Raw genomic sequence first — 25,786 nt, 5'->3', positions numbered from 1 at the left:
TGCGAACATCCCGTCCGAAAACGGAGGTTGACACGCCTCACCAGGCAACCTGGACGCATGTTCGTGCAATCCTCCTTGACGTCCAAAGAGACGTTTCAGGAGGCGCAGAGTGATCAAAAGACTCGTAGTGCTCATCACGGCCCTCGGGCTGACCCTCTTACCCATAGGTGCCGCCCAGGCGCAGGGCACCGGCCCGGCCCGGGCCGCCGCACCGGGTGATTCGACCCCGCCGCCCCTGACCGACGGCTACGGCCTCACCCAGGTCGGCACCGCGACCGGCACCGCCACGAACTTCGTCATCACCGTGACCACGCCCCAGGTCGCCGGCCGGCATCACATCAAGATCATCCTGCCGAGCGACTACGACGCCAATCCGGACAAGCGCTACCCGGTGTTGTACTTCCTCCACGGCGCGGGGGACGACCCGGTCAACCAGACCTACCCGGCTCTGCTCAAGTCCAAGTCGATGATCACGGTCATCCCGGACGGCGGTCTGCGGGGATGGCACGCCAACTGGCGTGACCAGAACACGGCCGCCGGCGCACAGAACTGGGAGACGTTCAATATCAACCAGGTGATCCCCTTCGTCGACGCCAACCTCCGCACCGTCGCGACCAAGCAGGGCCGGGCCGTCGCAGGCGTCTCGATGGGCGGGTTCGGTGCCTTCCACTACGGCCAGGACCACCCCGAACTGTTCAGCCAGGTCGCCTCGTTCTCCGGCGACATCGACCTGTCGGTGGACTCGATGGACCTGCGCCTGGCCGTCGTCGCCTCACTGACCAACGCCGCCGGCGCGCTCTGCGGCAACATCTTCGGCAACTGCAACGGGCCCTACGGTCCCACCGTGTCGAGTGACGCCCTCTTCGGCTCCCCCTACCCGGTGTTCAACGTCGACTGGAAGTGGAATCAGATCGACCCCTCCCGCCACATGGACAAGCTGAAGGGCATCGGCATCTCGATCTACGTCGGCAACGGCAACGGCAACCCCCTCGAAGCGGAATTCTGGCTGGAGGGAGCGTCCAAGCACGTCAGGGACAACCTGAACGCCCTGGGCATGCCCTACTACTTCGCGGACTACGGCAACGGCTCCAAATGGGGCCCGAACTGCAACGGTGGCCACAACGGCTACTGCTGGGCACAGGACCTCGAGGACTTCATCCCGCGCCTGGAGCAGGCCTTCGCCTCCTCCTGACCGGATCAGCTGGGCTTGCGAACCCGACTGATTCAGCGCGACGAAGGCCCGACAGCCGAGCTGCCGGGCCTTCGTGCGAGTAGCGGGGACAGGATTTGAACCTGCGACCTCTGGGTTATGAGCCCAGCGAGCTACCGAGCTGCTCCACCCCGCGTCGGTACGGTGAACAGTACGGCATCAAACCGGTGGAGACCACTCGCCCGCGAGGATCACGTCAGAACACGCTCGACCAGGTCATGGACCAAGGCGTCAGCGGCTTGTGCGTCACGGGCCCCGCCGAACACCTGGAAGTCGGGGCGGATCGCGACCACGGAGGCGTTGAGGCGTTTGAACCAACGCGCGTAGGCGCCCTCGGCGTCCTTGAGTCCTTCGGGCCCGAAGTGGGCGCTGCGGCCGCCCAGCCGACGCCAGGCGGCGCGCCGAGGCGGGGAGAGCAGCTCGACCGGGTCCCGGTCGCGTCCGAGGAGGAGGAAGCCGGGCGGGGCGATCACTTCGTCCAGGAGCGCCGTACGCCCTCCGCCGTCCACCGTGGCCTGCAGTCCGAGGCTGCCTCCGATCCCGTCGTCCCGCAGGGTGCCGCCCCGTAGGAGCCAGTTCTTGTGAGCGTCTTCGATCCCCGTGGTCGCGTCGCGCCTGAGCTCGGCGTCGCGCAGCGCGGTCTGCGCCGGATCGAGCATGCAGATGAGCCGGCCGACGGCCACGGTCTCCTTGACGATCTGTGCGACTTGCGTGGAACGTTCAGCGCTGTAGTCGTCGAGGAGGGATTCCTTGCCCTCTCCGTTCACCAGCAGGGCCAGGCGCCAGGCGAGGTTGGCCGCGTCGCGGATGCCGGAGTTGAAGCCCTGGCCGAGGAAAGGAGGCATCTGGTGGGCGGCGTCGCCGGCGAGGAGCACGCGCCCTTTGTGCCACCGGTCGGCCCAGCGGCCGCGGAAGGTGTAGTGCGTGTGCCGGACGAGGTCGGCGTTGCCGGGGTGGATGCCCCAGGGGGCGAGAAGGCGCCAGGCGTTCTCATCGGTGTCGATGCCGGCCGGGTCGTCGGTGGGCATGACCATGAACTCCCAGCGCCGCCGCCCCGGACCGGCCGGCACCAGGGTGGTCGGCCGCGCGGGACCGAGCCGCTGGCAGGCATAAGGAAGCCAGGTGGGCGGGGTGTGCGGAACGACGTCGACCACCACCCAGTCGCGGTCGAAGCCAAGGTCTGTCATCTCCGGTCCGAGCAGGGAGCGGACGGTGCTGTTGGCTCCGTCGCAGCCCACCACGTAGGCCGCGCGCACGGTGCGGGGAGCGCCGTCCGCCACCGGAGCGAGTCCGGTGTGCGGCACGACGGTGGCATGGACCGCGGACCCGTCGTCCGTGAGGTTGTCCAGGGCGAAGCCCCTGTACTGGTCGATCAGTGGGGCGGCCTGTACGCGCCGCTCCAGCACCTGCTCGAGGTCCGGTTGCGAGAAGCCGGACATCTGGGCGAATCCCGAATCGGATTCCATCGGGTAGCGCGACTCCACCAAGGTCTGCCCGGAGGAGTCCACGAAGCTGAAACGGTGCCCGTCCTGGCCCCAGGGCTCGAGCATGGCGGAGAGCTCCTCGCCCGGCCCGAGCTGCCGCAGGACGCGCTGGACGTCATGGCTCATCGCCACGGCACGCGGCAGCGGGTAGGGCCGCGCCCACCGTTCCACCACGCCCACGCGCAGCCGGTGCTGTGCGAGCAACAGCGCCAGTACCTGACCGACAGGACCGGCTCCCGCGATCAGTACGTCGCAGTCGAGTTCTTCGGTCTCGGCGGTCATGGCTCAGCCCAGCGGTCCCATGTAGGCCCGGTCGGCGTACGTGTCGGACAGCGGGGCGAGCGTCTTCGGCCACGGGTCGGTCACCGCGCGGCGCAGCCCGGCCGGCCTGGGCCTGCCGTCCCACCCGACCTGCTCCATGTAGGAGTACAGGCAGACCAGGTGACCGTCGGGGTCACGGAGATGCGCCGCGTAGTCGATACCCAGGTACAGCTCCGGTGGCACGCCCTCGACCAGGGTGTGCCCGGCGTTCACCAGATGCTCCACCGCGGCCCGCAGTTGGGCGTAGCTGCCCACTTCCATGCCCATGCTGAGGCACGAGGTGTGTTCGCTCAGACCGAGCCGGCCGCGCAGCGCCTTGTCCGCCAGGACGAAGGTGTGGTGCTCGGTGCCGCTGCGCAGGTACACGATGCGCTTGCCCTGGTGCTCGGCCTCTTCGACGATCTCGAAGCCGAGCAGCTCGGTGTAGAAGGCGAGCATCTCCGCCATCCGCTCGGTGAACATCGAGACCGGGCCGAGCCCGGTCACCTTGAAGGGACGCGGCAGCAGGACGCCGCCGACGTCGTGGGTCTCCTTCAGGTGCCCCTCGGACGGGCTCCAGCCGGAGTGGATGTCGATTCCCCGCTCCAGCGCTTCGCGCACCTCGGCGGCCTCCGACAGCTGGGGCAGCGGTGGCACTCCGTCGAAGCCGCGGTAGTGCATGTCGTGCGGCCTGGACCGGCGCGTCCAGCCGATCTGTTCCATGCCGTAGTACAACTCGACCGTGTTGTCGTCCGGGTCACGGAAGTAGATGTGCCAGTTGCCGCCGGGCATGTCCCGGCCGGTGCGTCCGATCTCCACTCCGTGCGCACGCAGGTACGCCCCGGCGTCCACGACTTCCCGCAGGCTGCCCACCTGCCAGGTGATCTGGCTGAGCGTGATGTCCTTCGCCTTGCGGTCGTTGCCGTTGAGGACGCCGAAGGTGCGGTGTGCCAGCAGCAGCGCGTGGTGGTCCGAGGAGTTGCTGGTGAAGATCATCCGCGGGTCGGTGACGACCTCCTCCACGATGGGGCGCACCTCCGGGGGCACCTGGTCGAAGAGGCTGACCTCGTCGGTGACGCGGAAGCCGAGCAGGTCGGCGTAGAAGGTGACCGCTTCGTCGAGGCGGTCCATGTTGAGGCCGAAGTGGCCGAAGCGCCGGATCTTGAAGGGGCGTGGCAGGAGGACTCCGCCGACGTCGTACCGCTTCGGTGCCGTGGTCGTCATGACTGCTCTCCTTCCTGGTCGGTGCCGTCGGCGTAGCCGGGGCCCGCTGTCACGGGGTTGCGCAGCTCCCCGATGCCGTTCACCCAGCTGACGAGCGTGTCGCCGGGCTTGAGGAAGAGGGGCGGCTCGCGGAAGGCTCCGACGCCGGTCGGTGTGCCGGTGAAGATCACGTCGCCGGGCAGCAGCGGGCACACCGCGGAGATGCGGGCGATCAGTTCGGCGACGGTGAAGACCATGTCGCCGGTTCGGCCCTTCTGCATGAGGCGGCCGTTGAGGCTGCAGCCGAGCTCCAGGTCGTCGGGGTCGTCGAGCTCGTCGGGTGTGACGAGTACGGGGCCCATCGGCCCGAATCCGGGGAAGGACTTCCCCATCGAGAACTGCGGTGCGGCACCGGCGAGCTGGAGGACGCGTTCGGAGATGTCCTGTCCCACGGTGAGACCCGCGACGTGGCGCCAGGCCCGCTGCTCGGAGACGCGTTCCGCCCGCCGGCCCATCACGACGACGAGTTCGACCTCCCAGTCGACGTTCCGGCTGGGCAGAGGGATGGCGTCGCAGGGGCCGGACAGACTGCTCCGGAACTTGGTGAAGACCAAGGGAGTGCCGTGCGGGGCACCCGCGGGAATGGTGTTGCCCTGTGCCCCGTGGTGGGCGGCGGCTTCCGCCACGTGGTCGAGGTAGTTGGCGCCGATACCGAAGACCTGGCGGGGTGCGGGGACGGGGTTCTGCAACCGGCCGAGGGGCAGCAGTTCCCCGCCGTGCTCGTACGTGGCCGCCCAGTCGACCAGTGCGTCCCAGCTGTCGAAAATGTGCGCGGGGTCGGCCGGGAACCGGCCGCCGCCGGCTCGTTCGATGTCAACGGCCGTATCGCCGTCGACGAGGACCAGTCGGTTTGCCATCACTCCGAGGCGCATGATGACGCCCTCCTTCCGATGGACCGTTCAGTGGGCGGTGTGCGGTTGTGTCCGCTCGCCGTCGAGGGGCACTCCAGGGGCTACATGTGGACGACGGGTGCGGCGTCGGCGTCCTGCCGGGGCACGCCGCGGCGGTAGAGCAGGCCGCTGACGATCAGGCCTGCGGCGAAGAAGCCGGCGGCCCACCAGTACGCCGTGGAGTAGCTCTCCAGGGCGGCCTGGGCGAGGACGGCGGGGTCCTTCGGGTTCTTGTCCGCGAGGTAGTGGGTGGCGGCACCGGTGGAGAGCGTCGTGAGCAGCGCGGTGCTGATGGAGCCACCGACCTGCTGCATGGTGTTGACGGCGGCCGAGGCGACGCCGGCGTCCTCGGCCGCCACGCCGGAAGTGGCCAGGCTCATCGCCGGTGCCATCACCAGGCCGATGCCGAGCCCCGTCACGATCAGTGGTGGCATGACGTCCGAGGCGTAGCCGCTGGTCAGGTCGAGGGCGGTCATCCAGGCCAGGCCGGCGGCGGCGAGGCCCATGCCCAGCGGCACGACCGGCTTCGGGCCGAATCGCGGGACGAGGACATTGGTCGCGAGGAGAGTGGTGACCATCAGAGCGGCGACCATGGGCATGAAGGCCAGGCCGGTCCTGGTCGGGGTGTAGAGCAGGCTCTCCTGCATGTAGTACGTCAGGAAGAGGAAGACGCCGAACATGCCCGCGCCACTGATCAGTACGGCGAGGAAGGAAGCGCCACGATTGCGGTCCAGCAGGACGCGCAGCGGCAGCAGAGGGTGGGCGGCCTTGGTCTGCCACCAGGCGAATGCCGCGAGCAGGGCGGCACCGGCTAGCAGGAATCCCCAAGTGGCCACCGAACTCCAGCCGTGGGTCTCGGCGTTGGAGAAGCCGTAGACCACGCTGAAGAGGCCGGCCGAGACCAGCACCGTGCCGGGGACGTCCAGGGTGGCGCTCTTGTCGCGGGCGCCGCGGGTCAGCAGCAGGGCACCGCCGGCGAAGGCCATGGCGGCGAAGGCCAGGTTGACGTACATCGTCCAGCGCCAGTCGAGATGCTCGGTGAGCACGCCGCCGAGGAGCAGTCCGATGGCGGCCCCGGCGCCCGCGATGGTGCCGTAGACGCTGAACGCCTTCGCGCGTTCCTTGGTGTCGGTGAACGTGGTCGTCAGCAACGACAGCGCGGCGGGTGCGAGCAGGGCGCCGAACAGCCCCTGTCCCGCGCGGGCGGCGACCAGCATGCCGAAGCTGTCGGCCGCGCCGCCCAGCGCGGAGGCGCCGGCGAAGCCGACCACTCCCACCAGGAATGTGATCTTGCGGCCGAACAGATCGGCTATTCGGCCGCCGAGCAGCAGCAGGCTGCCGAAGGCCAGTGCGTACGCGGTGACGACCCACTGCCGGCTGCCGTCACTGAAGCCCAGGTCGTGCTGGGCCGAGGGCAGGGCGATGTTCACGATGGTGGCATCGAGGACCACCATCAGCTGGGCGACGCAGATGACGGCGAGGATCCACCACCGGTGGCGGGGCGCCTGGCCGACCGGGGCGGGTGCGGTGTCGACGTCGGTCACGTCGGCAGTGGTGCGGGACATGGTGTGAATCTCCGGAAAGGGGGTGGGCCGGGGGAGACCGGATCAGGAGTGCAGCAGCGCGGGCAGGAGGGCGTGGTCGACGCAGCTGGTGAGGAAGTCGGCGTCGGCGAGGCCGCCCGACAGCAGCGGGCGGGTGATCGTCACGCTGAGGATCAGCTGCGGCAGGAAGTTCGCGGCGGCGGGCCGCGAGGCCAGCTCGCCACGCTCGACGGCTCGGTCGACGACCCCGATCAGGTCACCGGACCAGGGCTCCACCAGCGAGGTGCGCACCGCTGTGGCGAGCTCCTCGTCCGTGAGCACGGCGTGCCCCATCGCGGCGATCAGGGCGGTGTCCTTCGCCGCCTGTGTGGCCAGCAGCTCGACCATGGTCAGCAGATCGCCGCGGAGCGTGCCCGTGTCGATCTCCTCCGGCTTCATCGGCCGCGTGGCGTAGAGCGCGGCGGCGACAAGCTGCGGCTTGCCCGGCCACATCCGGTAGAGCGTGGCCTTGCTGCAGCGCGCCCGGGAAGCGACCAGATCCATCGAAAGGGCCTCGTAGCCGACCTCGCGCAGCACATCCAGCGCCGCGTTGAGCAGATCCATCTCCCGGTCGGGGGTCATCCGGGGGCGGCGGATGCGCGCGGCCTCGGTGTCGTCGGGCATCGGGACCTCCATTTAGTACGGAACAGTTTCGTACTATCAAGGTAGGCCGGTCTCGGGAGAAACGCAACCGTACTATCCGTGGATGTCGATGCCGGGACTCGGCGGTCACGTCACCGGAGTCTTGGTTCGACTTCGAGGCCCGTCGGCCATCCGCACCGCGCGGGCGAACTCCCGGCGAAACGACCGGACTTGCGTCAAACCGACCGGCTGAACAGGAGGGCATCGGCCGCCTTGACGCTCGGAACGCCAAGGCGGCACCTGGTCTCACGGCCAGGTGCCGCCTTGGGCGCAGGCGCAGGGCGCGCGGCTGTCGGATGCCCGGTTCAGGATGGTGCTGCCGGTGGTTACGCTGTGCCGCAGGCCGGCCAGCCGCTGGTGTCGCCGATGATGTCGGCGTCCCAGATGTAGCCGACGGTGTTGGCCCACTGGATGCCGTTCCGCCCCGGCCGCTCGATGCCGAGGATCATCCGGTTGCCCCTGTTGTCGTTGATCTGGCAGATACCGGCTATGTTGTCGCCGGCCCACGCGGTGCCGACCCGAGGGGTGCTCAGGCCGGGGCCCGAGTACATGCCGGTGTCGACGGCGGTGTGGATCTCCCACCCGATTCCCGTAATTCCGGCTGCCGCCTTCGGCGCGGTCGCGGCTGCCTTGGCGACGCCGGGCGACCGGGGGGTTTCCGTGGACGGGGCAGCGGCGCTCAGTGCCACGACCGCGCAGGCCGCGATGACGACGGACAGGGGTCTGGCTATTCGCATAGTGGTTCCCTCCCGCTTCCCCGCCTGGTCGGTCGACCGGGCGGCGTGGGAATACTCGTCCTCCTCATGGAGGTTCTGCGACGCTTCGTCCGTCATTGGCTCGAAGCCGCTCACAAGGACTTTGGGGTCTCTTCCGTCAAGCCGGTCAGGACCGGGCGATGGATCGACCAGTGGTGTCCTGGCCGACGGCTGTTCTGGACGCTCACATGCGAGCCGTCCCGGTGAGCGCCGGGAGATAGCCCTGCGCATGACCGACGGCTGTGGGGTGGTAGGACTCGCCGACGGGAAAAGTGGCGGAACGGATCCAGGGTGCCTCGGAACAGATCTCGTGCCTGGTGAAGCGCTCCCTGACATCCGCGAAGGCGAAGCCGTGACCGGCGGCGCGCTTGGCCATGACGGCGTCCAGCACATCGGCGGCATCGTCGATGGCGGCCCGCTTCGTCTCGCTCATACCGAGCACACAGAGGCCGTGCCGGGCGAAGAGCCGCGGGTAGCCGAGGACGACGACGCGGGCGGCGGGAGCCTTCCCCCTGATGGCGCGGTACATCGTGTCCAAGTCGTGGGGGAGGGTGTGCTGGATGTACGTACGCGCCTTGGCGACCCGCTCCTGGCAGGCGCTCTCACCGCCGAGCGTGCAGGTCTCCATCACCTCGCCGAACCCCGCGTCGTTGGCGCCGGCGGTGATGCTGACGAGGGCGGTGCGTCTGCCGAGCGGCCGCAGCTGACTGGTGACGACGTCTTTGGTGGTGGCCCCGGAACAGGCCGTGAACGCGAACTGCCTGCCCCGGTGAGCCGCCGCCCACAGCGCCGGGTAGGAGCTGGAGCTGCGCTTGCACTGCCCGCTGTCGTCGTCGTAGTGGCCGGCGCCGAGGCCGGAGGAGTAGGAGTCGCCGAGGGCGACGTAGCCGTCGACGGGTGGCGCGTCGGCGTGGGCGGTGGCCGCCCCGCCTCCGGTGAGCAGCAGTGCGGACAGCAGGAGGGCGAGCCGTCGGCGGCGCGGTTCGAGAGTCATGTTCCGCTGAACGAGCCGGAGCGCGGGGCGGATACGGGAGTTTCCTCCCCTCTCCCCGATAACGAACAGTGACCTGCGGGTACAACCCGTATGTGGGCGTATCCGGCGACATCCTCATGGGTGATTGGCGGTATATTACATATTGTCCACATGTGGAGGCGGCTCACGATGGGCTGAGCGATGAACACCGACACGCATGACCGTGACGCCCGCGCGATCCGGAAGGCGGCCGCGCGGTACCGGGAACTGCTCGGCTCGGAACGTCGGAGCGCGGCGCTGTACCGGGGGCTCGCGGAGAGTGCCACCGGGGAACAGCAGCGGATCTTCCTGGAGCTGGCCTCGGTGGAGGAACGGCACGCCGCCCACTGGGAGGACAAGCTCACCGCCCTCGGCGCGCGCGTACCCGGGCCCTGCCGACCGGGGCCGCGCACCAAGCTGCTGTCCTGGCTGGCCGGCCGGTTCTCCGTCGACGAGGTCCTGCCCTTCCTGGAGCGCGCCGAGCACTCCGACGCCGGGCTGTACGAGGGCGACCCGGAAGCCGCGCCGGGGATGGCCGCCGACGAGCGTTCGCATGCCCGCGTGCTGACCCGGCTGCGTGACGAGTCGCAGGGTGACACCGGCGAAGGCGGCCGGGCGATCGCCCGGCGCGAGCGCTGGCACCGCAGCGACCGTTCCGGCGCGCTGCGCGCCGCCGTGTTCGGCGTCAACGACGGCCTGGTCTCCAACGGTTCCCTGGTCATGGGATTCGCCGGCTCCGGAGCGGCGGGCACGACCATCCTGTTCGCCGGAGTCGCCGGGCTGCTCGCCGGCGCGTTCTCCATGGCCGCCGGCGAGTACATCTCCATGCGCAGCCAACGGGAAGCCTACGAACGGGAGATCGCCCTCGAGGCCGAGGAGCTGCGCGACGACCCCGAAGCCGAGGCCGAGGAGCTCGCGTTGATCTACCGGGCCAAGGGGCTGGACGGTGACGAGGCGCAGCGGGTCGCCTCGACCATCATGAAGAACAGCGACACCGCCCTGGACACCATGGCCCGAGAGGAACTCGGACTCGACCCCGACGAACTCGGCTCGCCCTGGTCGGCGGCGTTCTCCAGCCTGATCGCCTTCGCCCTCGGGGCGGTCGTGGTCGTCCTTCCCTACCTGTTCGGCTCCGGCACCGCCGCACTTGTCACCGCGATCGCCCTGGCCGCCACCGCCCTGTTCGCCGTCGGCTCCGCCCTCGGACTGCTCAACGGCAGAACGGCCCTGCGCTCCGGCGCGCGTCAGCTCCTCGTCGGCTCCGGCGCCGCTCTGGCCGTCTACTTCATCGGACACGCGCTCGGCGCCGGTCGGATCTGACCCGAGCGATCCTCGGTCCTTCGGCGGCGAACACGGCAGGAAACTCTCACGCTTGCTACCCGAATGGCACGGCGGATGAACACAACCGACATATCCGGATGAGTTATGTTCTCGCGCATCGTGCCGTGCGGCACGCTCCTGCCCAGCCCGTCGGGCGTTCCCGCCCTACGGCTCTCAAGAGGAAAGCTGTTCGTACATGCGTGATAAAAGGACCGCGGTTCCGGATCCGGCGATCGCGGTGGTCGGGGTGGCATGCCGCTTTCCGGGAGGCATCAAGGATCTCGACGGGCTGTGGGAGGTGTTGGAGCAGGGCCGTGACGTGATCGGTGAGGTGCCGGCCGACCGCTTCGAGTCGCGCCGCTTCGTGGACACCTCGATGCCGCGCACCGGGAAGAGCTACACGGCCGCGGGCGGATTCCTGGACGACGTCGCCGGATTCGACGCGGGCTATTTCGGCATCGCGCCGAAGGAAGCGGCCCGGATGGATCCCCAGCACCGGCTGCTGATGGAGCTGGCCGTCGAGGCGCTGGACGACGCCGGTATCGCCCCGGACCGGCTCGCGGGGTCGGACACGGCGGTGTACGTGGGAGTTTCGGACACCTCGTACGGCGGTCTGCAGATGACGACGCCGGAGTCGGTCAACGCGTACACGATGTCAGGGGCCGCCTCCTCGATCGCCGCGAACCGCCTGTCCCACTTCTTCGACCTGCGCGGCCCGAGCATGGCGGTCGACACCGCCTGCTCCTCGTCCCTGGTGGCGCTGGACCGGGCGTGCCGCACCCTGCGGGACGGCACCAGCCGCTCCGTGCTCTCCGCCGGTGTCAACGTACTGCTCAGCCCCTACCACTACGTGGGGTTCTCGCAGGCGGCCATGCTCTCGCCCACCGGCAGGTGCGCGTCCTTCTCGGCCCACGCCGACGGCTTCGTACGCGCGGAGGGCGGCGGCCTGGTGGTCCTCAAACGGCTCGCGGACGCCATGGCCGACGGCGACCGCGTACACGGGGTGATCCTCGGCAGCGCGTCCAACAGCGACGGCAGGACGATGGGCCTGGCGCTGCCCAACGCGGAGGCGCAGGAGGACCTGCTGCGCGCCGTGTACGCCGAGGCGGGCGTCGGCCCCGACGAACTGGTCTACCTCGAAGCGCACGGCACCGGCACCCTGGTCGGCGACCCGCTGGAGTGCCGGGCCATCGGACGGGCCATCGGCAGACACCGCACAGGCGGGGTGCTGCCGATCGGATCCGTCAAGACCAACATCGGGCACCTGGAGCCCGCTTCCGGCATGGCGGGCCTCCTCAAGGCCCTGCTGGTGCTGCGGCACAAGGTGATCCCGCCCTCCCTGCACGCCTCCCCGCCCAACCCGGACATCGATTTCGCGGCGCTCAACCTCGCACCCGTCGACACGGTCCGGCCGCTGAGCTGTGCCGAGCGCCCCGTCGTAGGAGTGAACTCCTTCGGCTTCGGGGGCTCCAACGCCCACGTCGTCGTCACCGCTTCCCCGGCACTGCCCTCCCCGCCCCGGGAGAGCGCCCCTGCCGCAACCCCCGCCGCGCAGGGCGAGACACTCCCGGTGATCGTATCCGCGCGCACTCCGCAGGCGCTGGAGGATGCCGCGGCCCGGCTGGCCGACCGGCTGGCGGACGCGACGCCGCAGGAGTTCTACGACATCGCGTACACCACGTGTCTGCGGCGCGGCAAGCACCCGCACCGTGCGGCAGTACTGGCCACCGCCGGCACCGCCGCCCAGCGGCTGCGCCGGTTCGCCGGTGAGGCCGCACCCGCCGACGGGGGAGAGGCGAGCGCGGCGGAGACCCCGGCCATTCCCTCCCCACGGGACGACGAGGCCGTCGGCGCCACCGAACAGGCGGTCGACCACGGACGCGTCGCGTTCGTCTTCTCCGGGAACGGCTCACAGTGGGCGGGCATGGGATCCGAACTGCTCGCGAACAGCGAGGTGTTCAGGGAAGCCGTCGCGGCGGTCGACGCGGCCCTTGCTCCCCACCTGGGCTGGTCGGTCACGGAGGAGCTCACCGTGCCCGCCGACCGGGCGCGCCTGGAGCTCACCGAGATCGCCCAGCCACTGCTGTTCGCCGTGCAGATCGGCGTGGCGCGGATGCTCCAGGAGCGGGGCGTCGTCCCGCACACCGTGCTGGGCCACAGCGTCGGGGAGGTCGCCGCAGCCCATGTCGCAGGTGCCCTCGACCTGGAGCAGGCCGCGCAGGTCGTCGCCGCGCGCAGCCGGACCCAGGCGGCCACCGCCCACATGGGCCGCATGGCCGCCGTCGGCCTGCCGCTGTCACGCGCCGAGGAACTCCTCACCGCCCACCCCGGGTTGGAGGTGGCGGCGGTGAACAGCGCGCGGGACGTGACCGTCGCCGGGCCCGCGGCACAGCTGAAGGACTTCGCCGAGGAAATGTCCCGGCAAGGGGTGGTCTGCAAGGAACTCGACCTGGACTACGCCTTCCACAGCGCCGCGATGGACCCGATCCAGGAGCCCCTGTCCAAGGAACTGACCGGACTGCGGCCCGGCCCGGCACACACCACGATGATTTCCTCCGTCACCGGCGCACCGGTCGACGGCACGAACCTGGACGCCGACTACTGGTGGCGCAACGTCCGCGAGCCCGTCCGGTTCGCCACGGCCGTCGAGCACGCCCTCGACGACGGCACGGACGTCCTCGTGGAGATCGGGCCGCACCCCGTGCTCCGCTCCTACCTGCGACGGATCGCAGCCTCCCGGCCCCGTACACCGATCGCGGTGACACCCACCCTGCGGCGCGGCATCGACGCACGCGCGGCCATGCGCCAGGCGGTGACGGCACTCATGGCCCAAGGCGCCCGGCTCGACTGGGGCGTGTACTTCCCCCGGCGGGGCCGGGTGACCGAGCTGCCCGCCTACCCGTGGCAGCGCGAGCACCACTGGAACGGCACCCCGCAGACATGGCTGCGCACCAGCGGCTCCGGGCTCCTGGAGCATCCGCTTCTGGGCGAGCGGCTGCCGTCCCCGCTGCCGACCTGGCAGGGCACCATCGAACCGGTGCTGGTCCCCTGGCTGGTCGACCACAAACTCGCCGGCTCGGTCGTCGTCCCGGCCACGGCCTACGTCGAGATGGCGCTGTCGGCCGGGCGCCTCACCCTCGGCACCGCCGCCGAAGTGGACTGCCTGGAGATCACCCGCCCCCTGGTCGTGCCCTGGGCGGACGCCGGCAGCGTACGGGTCCAGCTGGCCCTGACCCCGGACGACGGGCTGGTCGAGATCACCAGCACCGACGCGCAGGCCCGTCAACCGCGCCCGCACGTACGGGCACGGGTCCGCACCCTCCTCGGCCGGGCACCCGAGCCCCTGGACATCCCGGGCGTCCACTCACGCTGCGCGCGCGTGGTGACCGGTGAGGAGCACTACGAGGCCGTCGGGCGCGCCGGTCTCCAGTACGGACCCGCCTTCCAGGTGCTGAGGGAACTGCGCGCGGGCGACGGCGAAGTGCTGGCCTCCTACCGGCACGACGCCCCCGCCGAGGAGTACGAAGCCCACCCGGCCCTGCTGGACGGAGCACTCCAGGCGGGCGCGCCGCTGCTCGCCGACGCGGTCGCCGACGGCGAGGTGTATCTGCCCGCCTCCATCGGAGCCGCCCGGGTGTGGCGCACTCCGGCCGTCTCCGGATGGATCCATGTGCGGCAGCGGTCGTCCACGGCGAACGAGGCGTGCTGGGACATCGTCGTCACCGACGAAGACGGAACGGTCAGCGTCGAACTGCAGGGGTGCCGGCAGCGGCGCCTGGCCGCCAGTCACCGCACACCGCTGATCTCCCACCACACCGTGCTGCGCGCGGCACCGCACGTCCAGGAGCCGGTGGCCGACAAACCACCCGTCACCCCCTCGGACATCGCGGCAGCCGCAGCCGACCACGTGGCAGCGCTCCGCGAGGACTGGCACCAGTACCCCTACGAGCGTTTCGTGGCGATGCTCAAGGAAGCGAGCGCCCACCGGCACGCCGCGGCCATCGCGGCGCTCCTCCCCGACACCTCCGCATCCTTCGATGTCACCACCCTCCTCGCGGCAGGCATGGACCCGCGACGCACCTCCTACTTCGAAGCGATGATCCCGGAAATGCTCCGCCATGGCCTGCTGGAGCGGGAGGCGGCCGACCGGCTGAGACTGACCCGGACGACCTTCGCCGACCAGGAACTGCTGCGCCGGCTGGTACTGGAATTCCCAGGTGGTTCGACGGAGACCCGACTCGCCGTCCGCGGCTTGCGCGACGTCCTCACCGGCGACGGCACCGACCCCATGGAGCTCCTGCTGTCGGACGGCAGCCTCACGGACGTCGAGCAGCTCTACGACACCGCCGTCATCAGCCGCTTCCACAGCCGCCTCGCGCAGACATTCCTGCGCGAGGCGGTACGGGCCTGGCCCGCCGACCGGCCACTGCGCGTCCTGGAAGTGGGAGCCGGCACCGGTGGCACGGCGGCCGCTCTCCTCCCGCTGCTCCCTGCCGAACGCACCCGGTACGTCTACACCGACATCTCACTGGTGTTCCTGGCCCGTGCCGAACAGCGTTTCGCCGCGTACGACTTCGTGACGTACCGCCCCTTCGACCTGGATGCCGACCCCGACGGCCAGGGACTGCCCGAGGCGGCCTTCGACATCGTCATCGCCGCCAACGCCCTGCACACGGCCAAGGACCTCGGCGCGGCACTGCGCCGCGTCGCCACGCTGCTGGCCCCTGGCGGACTGCTCCTGGCCGCGGAGTCCCACGACCCGTACGTTCTCGCGCCGTACTTCGGCACTCTGGACAGCTTCTGGAACCGTACCGACCGCGAGGAACGGCCGGATTCGCTGCTGCTGCCCGCCCACCGGTGGCCGGACCTGCTCACACGGTGCGGATTCACCGACATCGTGCAGACCGGCGACGATGCCCCGCCTTGTCGCGACGGCTTCTCCGTCATCCTCGCCGCCGCCCCCGATCGCACTGTCGCCTCCCCGCCCCCGGTCGAAACGCCGTCGGTCCGCTGGGTCGTCGCCGCGGAGACCTCCGGCGAAATGGCGCTCGCAGAGGCGGTGGCCGGGCTCCTCCCGCGCGCCGACGGCATGGAATCCCAGGCCCGTCCGGTGGGCGAGGATCCGGCCGACTGGATGCCCGAGCACTTCGGGGACGGCACGGGCCTCTGCCTCGTCCTGGGCGACACACCCCCGCGCGACCCCGATGACCTGGTGGCGCTGACCACCCGGCGCGCGGCCCTCCTTCGCACCGTCTCGGCGGCCTGCGAGCGTCTGCCGGAGAACGCGCGAGCGCCGCTGACTGTCGTGACCCGGCCCAGCGGCGCACTCCCGGCCCCCGAGCGGCCCGCCGCCACCCAGGACGCCGCGGTGTGGGGGATCGCCCGCAGTCTGGCCAACGAGGAGTCCCGGCTGACCGTCCGGGCCGTCTCGCTCGACCGCAGCGGGGAGACGGCCACCGACGCGCACCGGCTGACCCGGGAACTCCTCGCGGACCACGCCGAGACCGAAGTCGTCCTCACAAAGAGCGGTGGCAGGTTCGTACCCCGCGAGATGTCCCTGCCCGCCGACCACCGCATGGTGACGCCCACCGCACCGGACGTGTTCGCGCTCGACGTGCGCACCCCCGGCCTCTCCTACCAACTGGCCTGGTCCGAACGGGCACCGGTCACCGCAGGCCCGGGCCAGGTCGCGATCGCCGTACGGGCTGCCGCCCTGAACTACCGCGACATGATGCAGGCGGTCGGACTCCTGCCGACCGAGGCGGTCGAAGGCACTTACACCGAGGTCGGCCTCGGCCTGGAGTGCGCCGGGGTCGTCACCGCCGTCGGCCCCGACGTGAGAGGGTTCCGACCGGGCGACCGGGTGTTCGGGCTGGCACCCGCCTCCCTCGCCTCGCACACCGTCACCGCCGCCCAGGCCGTCGGCCACATCCCCGACGGGATGCGATTCACCGAGGCCGCGACCCTGCCCGTCGTCTTCTCCACCGTCCACTACAGCCTCGACCACCTCGCCCGGCTCTCGGCGGGCGAGACGGTCCTGGTGCACGGCGGGGCGGGCGGCATCGGGCTCGCGGTCCTCCAGTACGCCCGACTGCACGGCGCCCGCGTGATCGCCACCGCGGGCACCCCCGCCAAGCGGGAACTGCTGCGCCACCTGGGGGCCGACCACGTCCTCGACTCACGCAGCCTGGACTTCGCCACCCAGGTCATGGATGTCACCGGCGGAGTCGGCGTGGACGTCGTCGTCAACTCCCTCGCGGGGGAGGCCATCACCCGCAGCCTGGAACTCCTGCGACCCGGCGGGCGCTTCATCGAGCTGGGCAAGCGGGACATCTACGAGAACAAACCACTCCTCCTGCGCCCCTTCCGCAACAACATCGCCTTCTTCGGCGTCGACCTCACGGCACTGGCCTTCGACCCCCATGCCGGCGCCAAGCTGTTCGCCGATGTCACCGAACACGTACGCAACGGTTCCTACCGCCCGCTGCCGCACCACGTGTACCCCGCCGCCCGGGTGGCCGAGGCGTTCCAGCTCATGCAGCACTCCCGCCACGTCGGCAAGGTCGTCGTCGCCCTCGACCCGCTGGACGAACCGGTGCGGGTCGAGCAGCGCGCCCAGGCACCGGACCTCGATCCCGACGGCACCTACCTCGTCACCGGCGGTCTCAGCGGCTTCGGCGCCGCCACGGCCGGCTGGCTCGCCGAGCGAGGCGTACGGCATCTGGCCCTGGTCAGCCGCCGGGGCGAGGAGGCCCCCGAAGCCGCGGACGTGCTGGCGCGGCTCGGCGAGCGTGGTGTGCGGGCCACCGCGTACGCCGCCGATGTCTCCGACCTCTCCGCGATGCGGCGCGTCCTCGACGAGATCGACGCCGGCGGGCACCCGGTGCGCGGCGTCGTCCACTGTGCGATGCACCTTGAGGACGACCTGCTGACCGAGCTCACCGACGAGCGGTTCTCGGCCACCTTGATCCCGAAGATGGCCGGTGCCATGGTGCTGGACCAACTCCTCGGTGGCCGGGAACCGGAGGTGTTCCTGATGTACTCCTCCGGCACGACGCTCCCGGGCAACGTCCGGCAGTCCAACTACGTGGCCGCCAACCTCTGGCTGGAAGCCCTCGTCCGCAGGCGCCGTGGCGACGGAGCGGCCGGACAGGCGGTCGCCTGGGGCGCCATCGGAGAGACGGGATATGTCGCCCGCAACGAACTCACCCAGCCCCTGACCTCCGCCGGCATCGAACCCCTCGCGCTCCGTGAGGCCTTCGCCGCCGCCGACCGGCTGCTCTGCCGCGACACCGACGTGGCGGGTGTCGGACGCTACAACTGGACCCGGCTGCGCGCCTTCCTCCCGGCCCTCGAAGCTCCCCGCTGCTGCCTACTCCTCCCCGGGCAGTTGGACTGCGTGGACCACACACAGGAGGAGATCCTGCGGACCCTGGCGGGCATGGACCCCGAGGAGGCGGTACGGGCCGTCGCCGACAATCTGGCACAGCTGCTGGTCGAGGTCCTGCACATGGAGCAGAAGGACCTCGACCACAACCGGCGGCTCGACGAGTACGGACTTGACTCGCTCATGCTCGCCGAGATGCTGGTCTCGCTGCGCAGGCGGTTCGACGTCGAGATCCCGCCGCTGGAACTCCTGCGCAGCGGCGGCACGATCACCGACGTCTCGCACCTGGTGCTGCTGCGCCTCGGCCTCGCGGGCGGCCCCGACAGCACCGGGGCGAGCGGCACGGGCGTTACCGAGAGGGTCGCGGCGGTAGGTGCCCAGGCCGGGGAGCGGACGACGTCACCGGTGTGAGCGCGGTGTCCCGGGGGCCCGGCACGCCCTCGGCGCCCCTGTCCCCGGACCGGTGCCACCGGTCCGGGGACAGGCGCCGGTGGAGCGCGGCGAGGGGGCGGGGTGCCCACCAGTTGGCGTGACCGGTCAGCCGCATGAAGGCGGGGACGAGCACACCCCGTACGACGGTGGCGTCGACCAGGACCGCCAACGCCAGCCCGCAGCCGAAGAGTTTGAGCAGGACGATGTTGGAGGCGACCAGGGGGAACAGCGCGGCCGCGAGAATGGTCGCCGCGACCGTGACCATCCTTCCCGTGCGGGCGATTCCGGCGACCACGGACGCCCGGTGGTCGCCCGAGATCCGGTACTCCTCCTGGATGCGCGAGATGAGGAACAGCTCGTAGTCGACCGACAGCGCGAAGGCGGCACCGAAGATCAGCACCGGCATGGAGGTGTCCAGCTCACCCGTGACCGTGAAGTTCCCGAGCAGACCCCGGAGATGCCCGTCCTGGAAGACATGGACCATGACCCCGAAACTCGCGCTCAGGCTCAGGGCTCCCATCAGCACCGCCTTGAACGGGATGAGCAACGAACCCGTGAAGAGGAACAGCAGCAGCAGGACGCTGCCGACGACGATCGCCGCCGCCCACGGCAGGGCCCGGAGGATCGCGTTCTCCGTGTCCAGCAGCCGGGCAGGACGCCCCGAGACCAGGTGCGGCCCCGGCGAGGGAAGCGCGCGCAGCTCCTCGACCAGACGCTCGTCCCCGGGCGGCGGGCCGCTGCCGGTCACGGCCAGCCAGGTCGCGCCACGGGTGATGTACAGGAGTGAGCCGACCGTGGGACCCGCCGTGAGCCGGCCCTGAGCATAGACACCGCCCGCCGTGGAGACCTCGCCCACCGCGGGGAGGGCGGAGACACGGCGCGCGTAGGCGTCCAGCTGCTCCTGCTGGTTCACGGCGTCGACGTCGGTCAGCACCACGGCCAGGGTCCGGTTCCACGGCAGGTCGAATTCGCGCTCGATCCTGGAGGCCGTCGCGTGCGACTCCACCCGCGCCGGCAGGACGCGCTCGTCGGCGACACCGAAGCGGACATGGGCGAAGGGGAACGCCAGCGTCACCAGGAAGAGGGCCGCCAGGCCGCCCGACAGCACCGGCCGCGCCGTCGCGACACGGGCCGCACGGTGCCACAGCGACACATGGCCGTCCCGCCGCGGCCGGCGCAACGGCGCGAACAGGTCGCCCCGGTCGATACGGGTCCCGATGACGGCCAGCAGGGCGGGCAGGACCAGCGCGGTGGTCGCCGCCGCCAGCGCCACCACGCTCATCCCCGCGACGGCCAGGGAGCGCAGGAAGCCCAGCGGGAAGAGCAGCAGCGTGCTCAGACAGATGACGACCGTGGCCGCGGAGTACATCACCGTCCGGCCCGCCGTGCGCATCGTGCGGGCGACGGCCTCCGCGGGACCGGTGCCGGTGGACACTTCCTCCCGGAAGCGCGTGACGACGAACAGGCCGTAGTCGATGGCCAGTCCGAAGCCGAGCGCGGTGGTGATGTTCGACGCGAACGCCGAGACGGGCATGACCGCCGTCAGCAGCCGCAGCACGGCGAACGTGCCCGCCACGGCGAGCCCCCCGACAGCCGCGGGCAGCAAGGCGGCCGTCAGCGAGCCGAAGGCGAACAGCAGGACCAGTACGGCCAACGGCGCGCCGATCAGCTCGGCCTGGAGCAGCTCCCGTCCGCTGACCTGGGTGGCCTGCGCCATCACCCAGGCCGGGCCGGTTGCCGTGACCCGAAGCGGACCGTGCCGGCCTGTCAGCCGCGGTACCAGCGCCGCCGCACGCCGCGCCGCCGCGTGCTCACCCCCGTCGAGGTCGACCGTGACAAGGGCCGCGTGCCCATCCCTGCTCAGCAGCCGGGAGTCGCCGACGGTCCAGTAGGACAGCACCCGGCGCACCCCGGGCTGCTCCGCGACCTTCTGGGCGAGCTCGCGACCCGCGCGGTCCACGGCGGGATCGGTGACGGGCGCGTCGGCCCGTACGTGCAGGACGAGGTCGGGAATGCCGGCGTCGAACCGGTCCTTGAGGATCTTCTCGGCGCGCGTCGCCTCGGTGCCGTTCGCGATGTAGCCGCCGTTGGACAGGCGGGCGGGGGAGCCGACCGCGGCGAGGGCCAGCAGCGCGCCGAGCCCCAGCGCCGCCGCCAGCACCCACCACGGATGACGTACGGACCACCGGGCCACCCGGCCCCCTCCCGCACCGTGCCTTCGTGGACGGGCTGTTGGATCGGGCACGGAACGGCGCCATCGCATGTGCGGGTCCTTTCGTCGGCGGGCCGATCATGACGAAAGGTGCCCGACTGGAGCAAATGCCCTGTAGGCCGTGTGGGCTATGAAAGCGGGGCAAATGTGGCAAGTTGTGGGTGGTTCGGCTAACTTGCGTCACCCGCGCTCGACCGAGCGACCGCATGAACCTTCAGTGGCAAGGGAAAAGACATATGCCCGACAGGGCTCACACCATCCACACCGCCGGAGCCGTCCGAGTGCGCCGCGGCATCAAGGCACTGGCAGTGACCGGAGCGGCTCTCGTGCTGCTCGTGACCGGCACCACCACCGCCCGCGCCGAGCCGCGGGTACGGGCTTCCGCGCGGGCGGCCGACACCCTCAAGTGCCACCTGCAGACCGCGCCGGGCGGCCGGATCACCTTCTCGCCCGCCGTCTCCAACGCACCCAGGCGCATCTCCGCCCACGGCACCGTCGACCTGGACGACTGCACCTCACCCAACGGCCGTCAGCCACGGATCAAGTCCGGCCGGCTGACGCTCAGCGGCAGCGGCCTCGCGACCTGCTCCGGAGCGACCGGCGTGCAGGGGAGCGGCACCGTCACCTGGTACTCCGGCCCCAACCGCACGGGCCGCACCCTCGGACGCACCACGCTCCAGCCCGCCTCCAACGGAGGCCAGGGCTACACACCGGTCGACTCCTTCCTCAGCGGCGTGGCCGCCTCCGGCCTCATGTCGGGCCGCCCCTTCTCGGGCACGGCGGTGCCCACCAACGACGTCAGGCGGTGCTTCACGGGAGGCCTCGGCTATATCGAAGGGCGCGGCAGCCTCACGGTCGGCTGACGCGAACGCCCGGCGCGTTTTGCGTTGATCAGTTCCTCAGGAGTCGGGAGAGTGCCGGTACGAGGCGGTAACGGCGGTGATCCACCCGCCGGGTGCGCAGGACCGTGCCCAGGACCCGGGCGGCGGGGAAGAACCCGGCCTGCCGGGAGTCGTAGCTGTTGTGCGCGTTGTCGCCGATCAGCACGAGCGCCCCGGGCGGTACACGTCCGCCGTCCGCGGCGGACGACGCCGGGACCCCGGGCGGGAGCGGGTCACCCGCGACCGCCGCCACGCGCTTGATGATCCACTCCCGTCCGGCCGGTACGGCGGCCTCCACGGTGGGCGGCGCCGGTCGCCGCCGTACGTCCCTCTCCCCGCCCCGTTCCACCACTCGTTCCACCACGACCACCCGTCCCACCGCGTACCGTCCTCCGCGCCGGACGAGCACCCGCTCCCCGTCGCGGAACGCCGGCTCCATGCTGACGCCCCGTACGGTCACCACGACCAGCGTGCGCCTCAGCACCACGACGGTGAGTACTGCCATGCCCAGGCCCCAGTACAGCGCCGCCGCTCCGCGCCCGGAGGACCGTACCGCCATCAGGCCACCTCCTCCGCGGTCGTCCGGGACGCGTCGGCGCTCAGCTGGTAGCCGGAGGCCTGGAGTGTGAAGAGCCGTGCGTATGCGCCGCCCGCCGCCATCAGCGAATGGTGGTCCCCGCGTTCGGCGATCTGCCCGTCCTCGAGCACGACGATGAGGTCCGCCTCCCGGACAGCGCTGAGCCGGTGCGAGATCAGCAAAGTGGTGCGCCCGTCGCGGTGGGCCCGCAGCGAGGCGTGGATCTCGTGCTCCGCCTCCGCGTCCAGTCCGGCCGACGGCTCGTCGAGGATCATCAGTTCGCGCCGCTCGCAGGTGTCGCGCAGGAAGGCCCTCGCCAGTGCCAGCCGCTGCCACTGCCCGCCCGAGAGGACCACACCCGTCTCCGGGTCGTTCTTGTCCGCTTCCATGAAGAACATGCGGGTGAGGAGGGTGTCGTAGCCGCGGGGGAGTGCCATCAGCTCCTGGTCGATCCGGGCCTGCCGGGCGGCCTCGCGCAGCAGGTCCCGTGACCGGTCCGGTTCGCTCAGCGTGCTCGGTTCGCCGAGCGCGATGTTCTCCGCAGCGGTCATGTCGTACTGCATGAAGTCCTGGAAGACGGCGCCCACGCGTCGCCGCAGCTCCGCCGGGTCCACCTCGCGGATGTCCACTCCGTCCCACAGGATCGCGCCCTGCGTCGGGTCGTAGAACCGGCACACCAGCTTCACCAGCGTGGACTTGCCCGCACCGTTCAGCCCGACGAGCGCGAGTGCCCGGCCGTGCGGGATGCGCAGGGTGACGCCGCGCAGCACCCATGGATGGTCGGCCGAGTAGCGGAACCACACGTCGCGGAACTCGATGCCGCGGCGCAATCGCGGCAGGGGGACCGGCCGCTCCGGCGCGGCGAGGTCCGGCCCGGCCGTCGTCACCGCCGTGAAGTGGTCGAACATCAGCAACGTGTGCTGTCCCTGCGCGGCGTCCCCCGCGAGTGAGACGAGGGCTCCCTGTACTCCGGCGACGGCGGCCACGAACATCGTCACGTCGCCCACCGACAGCGCCCCGTCGCGCGCGGCGAGCACCGCCCACAGCAGCCCGCCACCGGAGACGAGCGCGGCCAGCAGCCCCAGCCCCGTCTGCACGGCGATCTCGCGCAGGTTCATGACGCGCTTCGCCGTGTTGGCCGCGCGCCGCTGCGCGAGCATCCTGCCGCGCAGCAGTGAGCCGATGCCGAAGAGCCGGATCTCCTTGGCGGCCTCCACGCTGGAGAGGAGGTCGGTGTAGAAGAACTCGCGCCGCTCGATGGGGCCGATCTCCCACAGCATCCGCGCCCGCCGCCGCGCGAGCGCGACCTCGGACCACAGCACGGGAATCCCCGCGGCCAGGACCACCCCGGTCATGACCGGGGTGAGCAGGAGGAGCGAACCGAGGAAACCGGCGACGGTGATCCCCGTGCGGACCGTGCCCAGGAGGCTGTCGAGGGCCCGGGTGGCGGCCTCGTGACCGGCCTGCTGGGCCAGCCGCAGCCGGTCCAGGAAGTGCGGGTTCTCGAACCGTCCCAGCCCGGTGAACCCGTCGACCGCGACGAACAGCCGGTCCTTCATCACCAGCCCCACCCGGCGGTCGAGTTCCGCCTGCGCGAACCGCAGGCCCTGGCCCGCCGCCACCGCCAGGAGCCCCAGCCCGGCCAGCCCGGCGCCCAGCCCCACCAGCCTCCCGGTCACCCCGCGCGTCACGTCGTCGAGGACGAACTTCGTCAGCCACGCCGTGACCACGGGCACCACGCCCACGGCCACCGTCAGCGCCGCGTGGAGAGCCACCGTCCCGGGGGCGGCGCGGGCCGTGACCGCGAGGACGGCGGCGATCCGCCGCAGCGCGGCCCCGGCCCGCGCCGGACGGCCGGGGGGAGCACAAGAGGGGTCGGCCGCCTCCTGGGAGGTCTCCCGCGAGTCGCTCACGGTACCCGTACCGGCACCTCGGGCAGGGACAGGTGCGCCGAGTCGGAGGTGACGACGACCCTGCCGTCCGTGTCCGGCATGACCTTGAGGACGGTGGGGAACGCCATGATCTCGAATGCCAGGCCCACGGCCTCCTCGTTGCGCGTCTGCGCCACCACCTGTGCCACCGCGCGCAGTTCGTCGATCATCGGCCTGACCTGTTCGGCCTCGCCGACCACCGTGGCCAGTACCCGGGCCCGGCCGCCGGGCATTGTCCGCGCGTGTTCCACGAACCTCGGCAGCAACTCCTTGCACGGCCCGCAGTTCGGTGTGAAGAAGCCCACCAGCGTCTCGCCGGTCATCATGTCGCGGCCGACCGGTTCGCCGTCCACGGTGTGCGCCGTGAACTCACCCACCTGTTCGCCGAGTTGGATGGAGGAGCGCGGGCCGTTGGTCGCTTGTGAACTCAGCAGTTCACCGTGCTCACGCAGGCGTTTGACCACGCCCACGGTGAGGATCAGATCCAGCGTGCACAGTGCTCCCACGAGGACCAGGACGCTGATCAGAACCGGCATGGACACCCCTTGTCAGTTGCGTATGTGCCTGCGGTCGTGCGTGTTTCCGTGGTCGTGCATGTGCCTGCGGCCGCCTCGGCGCGCTGTCCGCGTGCGGCCCGGCCGGCGCGAAGAGCGCGGCCAGGTCGTCGAGTACGGTCACCAGAGCGCCCAGGATCAGCCCGGCCACCGCTGCCACCGCACCGCCCGCCGCCGTGGCCTTCGCCGTCCCCCCGAGCGCCGCGAGCGCGCCGCCCACGCAAACGGTGATCAGGACTACGTTGCGCACGACGTGCCGGGGGCCGAGCGGAACCGTCGTCGCGCCGAAGCAGCGACAGGACGTCCGCGCGCCCCGGTGCACCGAACGGGCGATGACGACGGCGAACGCGCTCAGCAGAACGGCCGCCAGGGACAGCCCCGCGGCCGTCGCCTCGTCCGACGGCGTCACGAGCAGCACCCAGATCGCACCCTCCGCCGCCACCACCGCTCCTGCCACCGGGGCGGCCGGCCCCGACGGTGCCACGCCGAGGGCGGCGACCGAATCCACGAAGGCGGCGAACGCTGCCCGCCCACGCGCCTTGCTCCAGAAAGAAACCAGGAAAACCGCGCCGATCAGAGCGCGGATCGCGATCACGACATACTGCACGGCGCTCCTCCGTGTCGGTGGCGCCGCGCGCGGGGCGCGGCGCCGGGAGCGGCCCCCGCGTTGTCCGGAGGGGACCGCCCGTCGGCTGCCGCCGGCGACGACGCACCCGTGCGAGGGGGCCGTCACCGGCGGTCAGCGTGGACACGAATCGATTCAGCAGCCGCGGCAGCCGGAGCAGTCGAAGCCACCGGCGCTGTTCTTGCAGCAGTAGGCGTTACAGCCACACGGCCCGCCGTACGCCTTGTTGCACTGCCAGCACTGCGGCCAGCACTGCTTGATCTGCAACGCCGAGGCGTCCACCTCGGGGACGAACAGGCCGAGCAGCTTGCTCCCCATGGATTCGAGTTTGTTTCTGAGCACGTCGACTCCTCTCACGCCGGACCCGCGCTGTCGGATGACGGGCGTGGGCTGACTGACTGATCCGTCTTGTGTGCGCAGACGAAGGTGGCAGTCGAGGGGAACCGTCCACAAGTGGCCCACAGAGCACTGTGGTTCCTTCTCGGACACCCGTCGCAGCTGTGTACGTGCGTCACTTGGCTACCGGAGCGCATCCGGCACGGGTGCCGTACGCCGGACACGGGGCGACACCGCCCGGGGGCCGGGAAACCGAAGGAGCGCTGGTGGGTGGAACCGGCGGCACCGCGCGTGTCCCCGTCCCGGGACCCGGGCCGGAGGGCGGAAAGCCATGGCCCGGGTGCCGAGTACGGTTACTGTGCGCAGTCCCCGCATGTCGGTGCCCTGATCGC

At 71.0% G+C, this 25,786-nt stretch carries 17 protein-coding genes and 1 tRNA gene; 4 read left to right on the top strand and 14 right to left on the bottom strand.

Annotated features, from left to right (window positions below; all coding sequences use genetic code 11):
* Window positions 1–148 precede the first annotated feature (148 nt).
* Window positions 149–1,192, top strand: coding sequence for an alpha/beta hydrolase (locus DXZ73_RS04930; protein ID WP_425315902.1), 1,044 nt, complete (start codon window positions 149–151; stop codon window positions 1,190–1,192).
* An 80-nt stretch (window positions 1,193–1,272) separates the two neighbouring features.
* Here the strand turns inward: DXZ73_RS04930 and DXZ73_RS04925 are convergent.
* From DXZ73_RS04925 to DXZ73_RS04890, 8 genes are all read right to left on the bottom strand, one after another.
* Window positions 1,273–1,346: transfer RNA gene (locus DXZ73_RS04925), tRNA-Met, on the bottom strand.
* Window positions 1,347–1,401: 55 nt separating this feature from the next.
* Window positions 1,402–2,976 carry a bifunctional 3-(3-hydroxy-phenyl)propionate/3-hydroxycinnamic acid hydroxylase gene (locus DXZ73_RS04920; RefSeq protein ID WP_116209799.1) on the bottom strand — a complete coding sequence of 525 codons (1,575 nt, stop codon included), beginning with the start codon at window positions 2,974–2,976 and terminating at the stop codon, window positions 1,402–1,404.
* A gap of 3 nt (window positions 2,977–2,979) precedes the next feature.
* The gene (locus DXZ73_RS04915; RefSeq protein WP_116209798.1) at window positions 2,980–4,218 is read right to left on the bottom strand and encodes a VOC family protein; all 1,239 of its coding nucleotides are present in this window, start codon (window positions 4,216–4,218) and stop codon (window positions 2,980–2,982) included.
* Complete coding sequence (locus DXZ73_RS04910; protein ID WP_116209797.1) at window positions 4,215–5,129, bottom strand: fumarylacetoacetate hydrolase family protein; 915 nt, start codon at window positions 5,127–5,129, stop codon at window positions 4,215–4,217. Before DXZ73_RS04910 ends, DXZ73_RS04915 begins: the two co-directional genes overlap by 4 nt.
* An 80-nt stretch (window positions 5,130–5,209) precedes the next feature.
* Window positions 5,210–6,712 carry an MFS transporter gene (locus tag DXZ73_RS04905; RefSeq protein ID WP_116209796.1) on the bottom strand — a complete coding sequence of 501 codons (1,503 nt, stop codon included), beginning with the start codon at window positions 6,710–6,712 and terminating at the stop codon, window positions 5,210–5,212.
* 42 nt (window positions 6,713–6,754) lie between these two features.
* A complete protein-coding gene (locus DXZ73_RS04900) occupies window positions 6,755–7,354 on the bottom strand; it encodes a TetR/AcrR family transcriptional regulator (protein ID WP_240351183.1) in 600 nt (199 codons plus the stop codon).
* Window positions 7,355–7,698: 344 nt separating this feature from the next.
* The gene (locus DXZ73_RS04895; RefSeq protein ID WP_162890043.1) at window positions 7,699–8,205 is read right to left on the bottom strand and encodes a hypothetical protein; all 507 of its coding nucleotides are present in this window, start codon (window positions 8,203–8,205) and stop codon (window positions 7,699–7,701) included.
* Window positions 8,206–8,311: 106 nt separating this feature from the next.
* Window positions 8,312–9,121: an SGNH/GDSL hydrolase family protein gene (locus DXZ73_RS04890; protein WP_116209793.1), complete on the bottom strand. Its 810-nt coding sequence runs from the start codon at window positions 9,119–9,121 to the stop codon at window positions 8,312–8,314.
* A gap of 180 nt (window positions 9,122–9,301) precedes the next feature.
* Here DXZ73_RS04890 and DXZ73_RS04885 point away from each other — a divergent pair, with 180 nt between their 5' ends.
* Window positions 9,302–10,459 (top strand): VIT1/CCC1 transporter family protein, encoded by a 1,158-nt coding sequence (locus DXZ73_RS04885; protein ID WP_116209792.1) that lies wholly within the window; start codon window positions 9,302–9,304, stop codon window positions 10,457–10,459.
* 196 nt (window positions 10,460–10,655) lie between these two features.
* Complete coding sequence (locus tag DXZ73_RS04880) at window positions 10,656–18,257, top strand: type I polyketide synthase (RefSeq protein ID WP_116209791.1); 7,602 nt, start codon at window positions 10,656–10,658, stop codon at window positions 18,255–18,257.
* Here DXZ73_RS04880 and DXZ73_RS04875 read toward each other — a convergent pair.
* Window positions 18,196–20,472, bottom strand: coding sequence for an MMPL family transporter (locus tag DXZ73_RS04875; protein ID WP_162890042.1), 2,277 nt, complete (start codon window positions 20,470–20,472; stop codon window positions 18,196–18,198). The two genes, DXZ73_RS04880 and DXZ73_RS04875, sit on opposite strands and share 62 nt — an antisense overlap.
* A gap of 254 nt (window positions 20,473–20,726) precedes the next feature.
* Between DXZ73_RS04875 and DXZ73_RS04870 the strand changes: the two genes are divergently transcribed.
* Complete coding sequence (locus DXZ73_RS04870; protein WP_116209789.1) at window positions 20,727–21,353, top strand: hypothetical protein; 627 nt, start codon at window positions 20,727–20,729, stop codon at window positions 21,351–21,353.
* A gap of 28 nt (window positions 21,354–21,381) precedes the next feature.
* Here the strand turns inward: DXZ73_RS04870 and DXZ73_RS04865 are convergent, their stop codons facing one another.
* From DXZ73_RS04865 to DXZ73_RS04845, 5 genes are all read right to left on the bottom strand, one after another.
* Window positions 21,382–21,930, bottom strand: a complete 549-nt coding sequence (locus DXZ73_RS04865; protein ID WP_205519108.1) for a S26 family signal peptidase — start codon at window positions 21,928–21,930, stop codon at window positions 21,382–21,384.
* Entirely contained in the window at window positions 21,930–23,861 is a 1,932-nt protein-coding gene (locus DXZ73_RS04860; protein ID WP_116209788.1) for an ABC transporter ATP-binding protein, read from the bottom strand. The genes DXZ73_RS04865 and DXZ73_RS04860 overlap by 1 nt, the downstream gene beginning before the upstream one ends.
* Window positions 23,858–24,415, bottom strand: coding sequence for a redoxin domain-containing protein (locus DXZ73_RS04855; RefSeq protein ID WP_116215413.1), 558 nt, complete (start codon window positions 24,413–24,415; stop codon window positions 23,858–23,860). Before DXZ73_RS04855 ends, DXZ73_RS04860 begins: the two co-directional genes overlap by 4 nt.
* On the bottom strand, window positions 24,324–25,028 hold the full coding sequence (locus DXZ73_RS40520) for a MauE/DoxX family redox-associated membrane protein (protein ID WP_425315817.1): 705 nt from the start codon (window positions 25,026–25,028) through the stop codon (window positions 24,324–24,326). Before DXZ73_RS40520 ends, DXZ73_RS04855 begins: the two co-directional genes overlap by 92 nt.
* A gap of 165 nt (window positions 25,029–25,193) precedes the next feature.
* Window positions 25,194–25,400: a hypothetical protein gene (locus tag DXZ73_RS04845; protein WP_116209787.1), complete on the bottom strand. Its 207-nt coding sequence runs from the start codon at window positions 25,398–25,400 to the stop codon at window positions 25,194–25,196.
* Window positions 25,401–25,786 lie beyond the last annotated feature (386 nt).

This window comes from Streptoverticillium olivoreticuli subsp. olivoreticuli, assembly GCF_003391135.1.
Lineage (GTDB): Bacteria > Actinomycetota > Actinomycetes > Streptomycetales > Streptomycetaceae > Streptomyces > Streptomyces blastmyceticus.
This window is presented reverse-complemented; position numbering and strand designations above follow the sequence as displayed.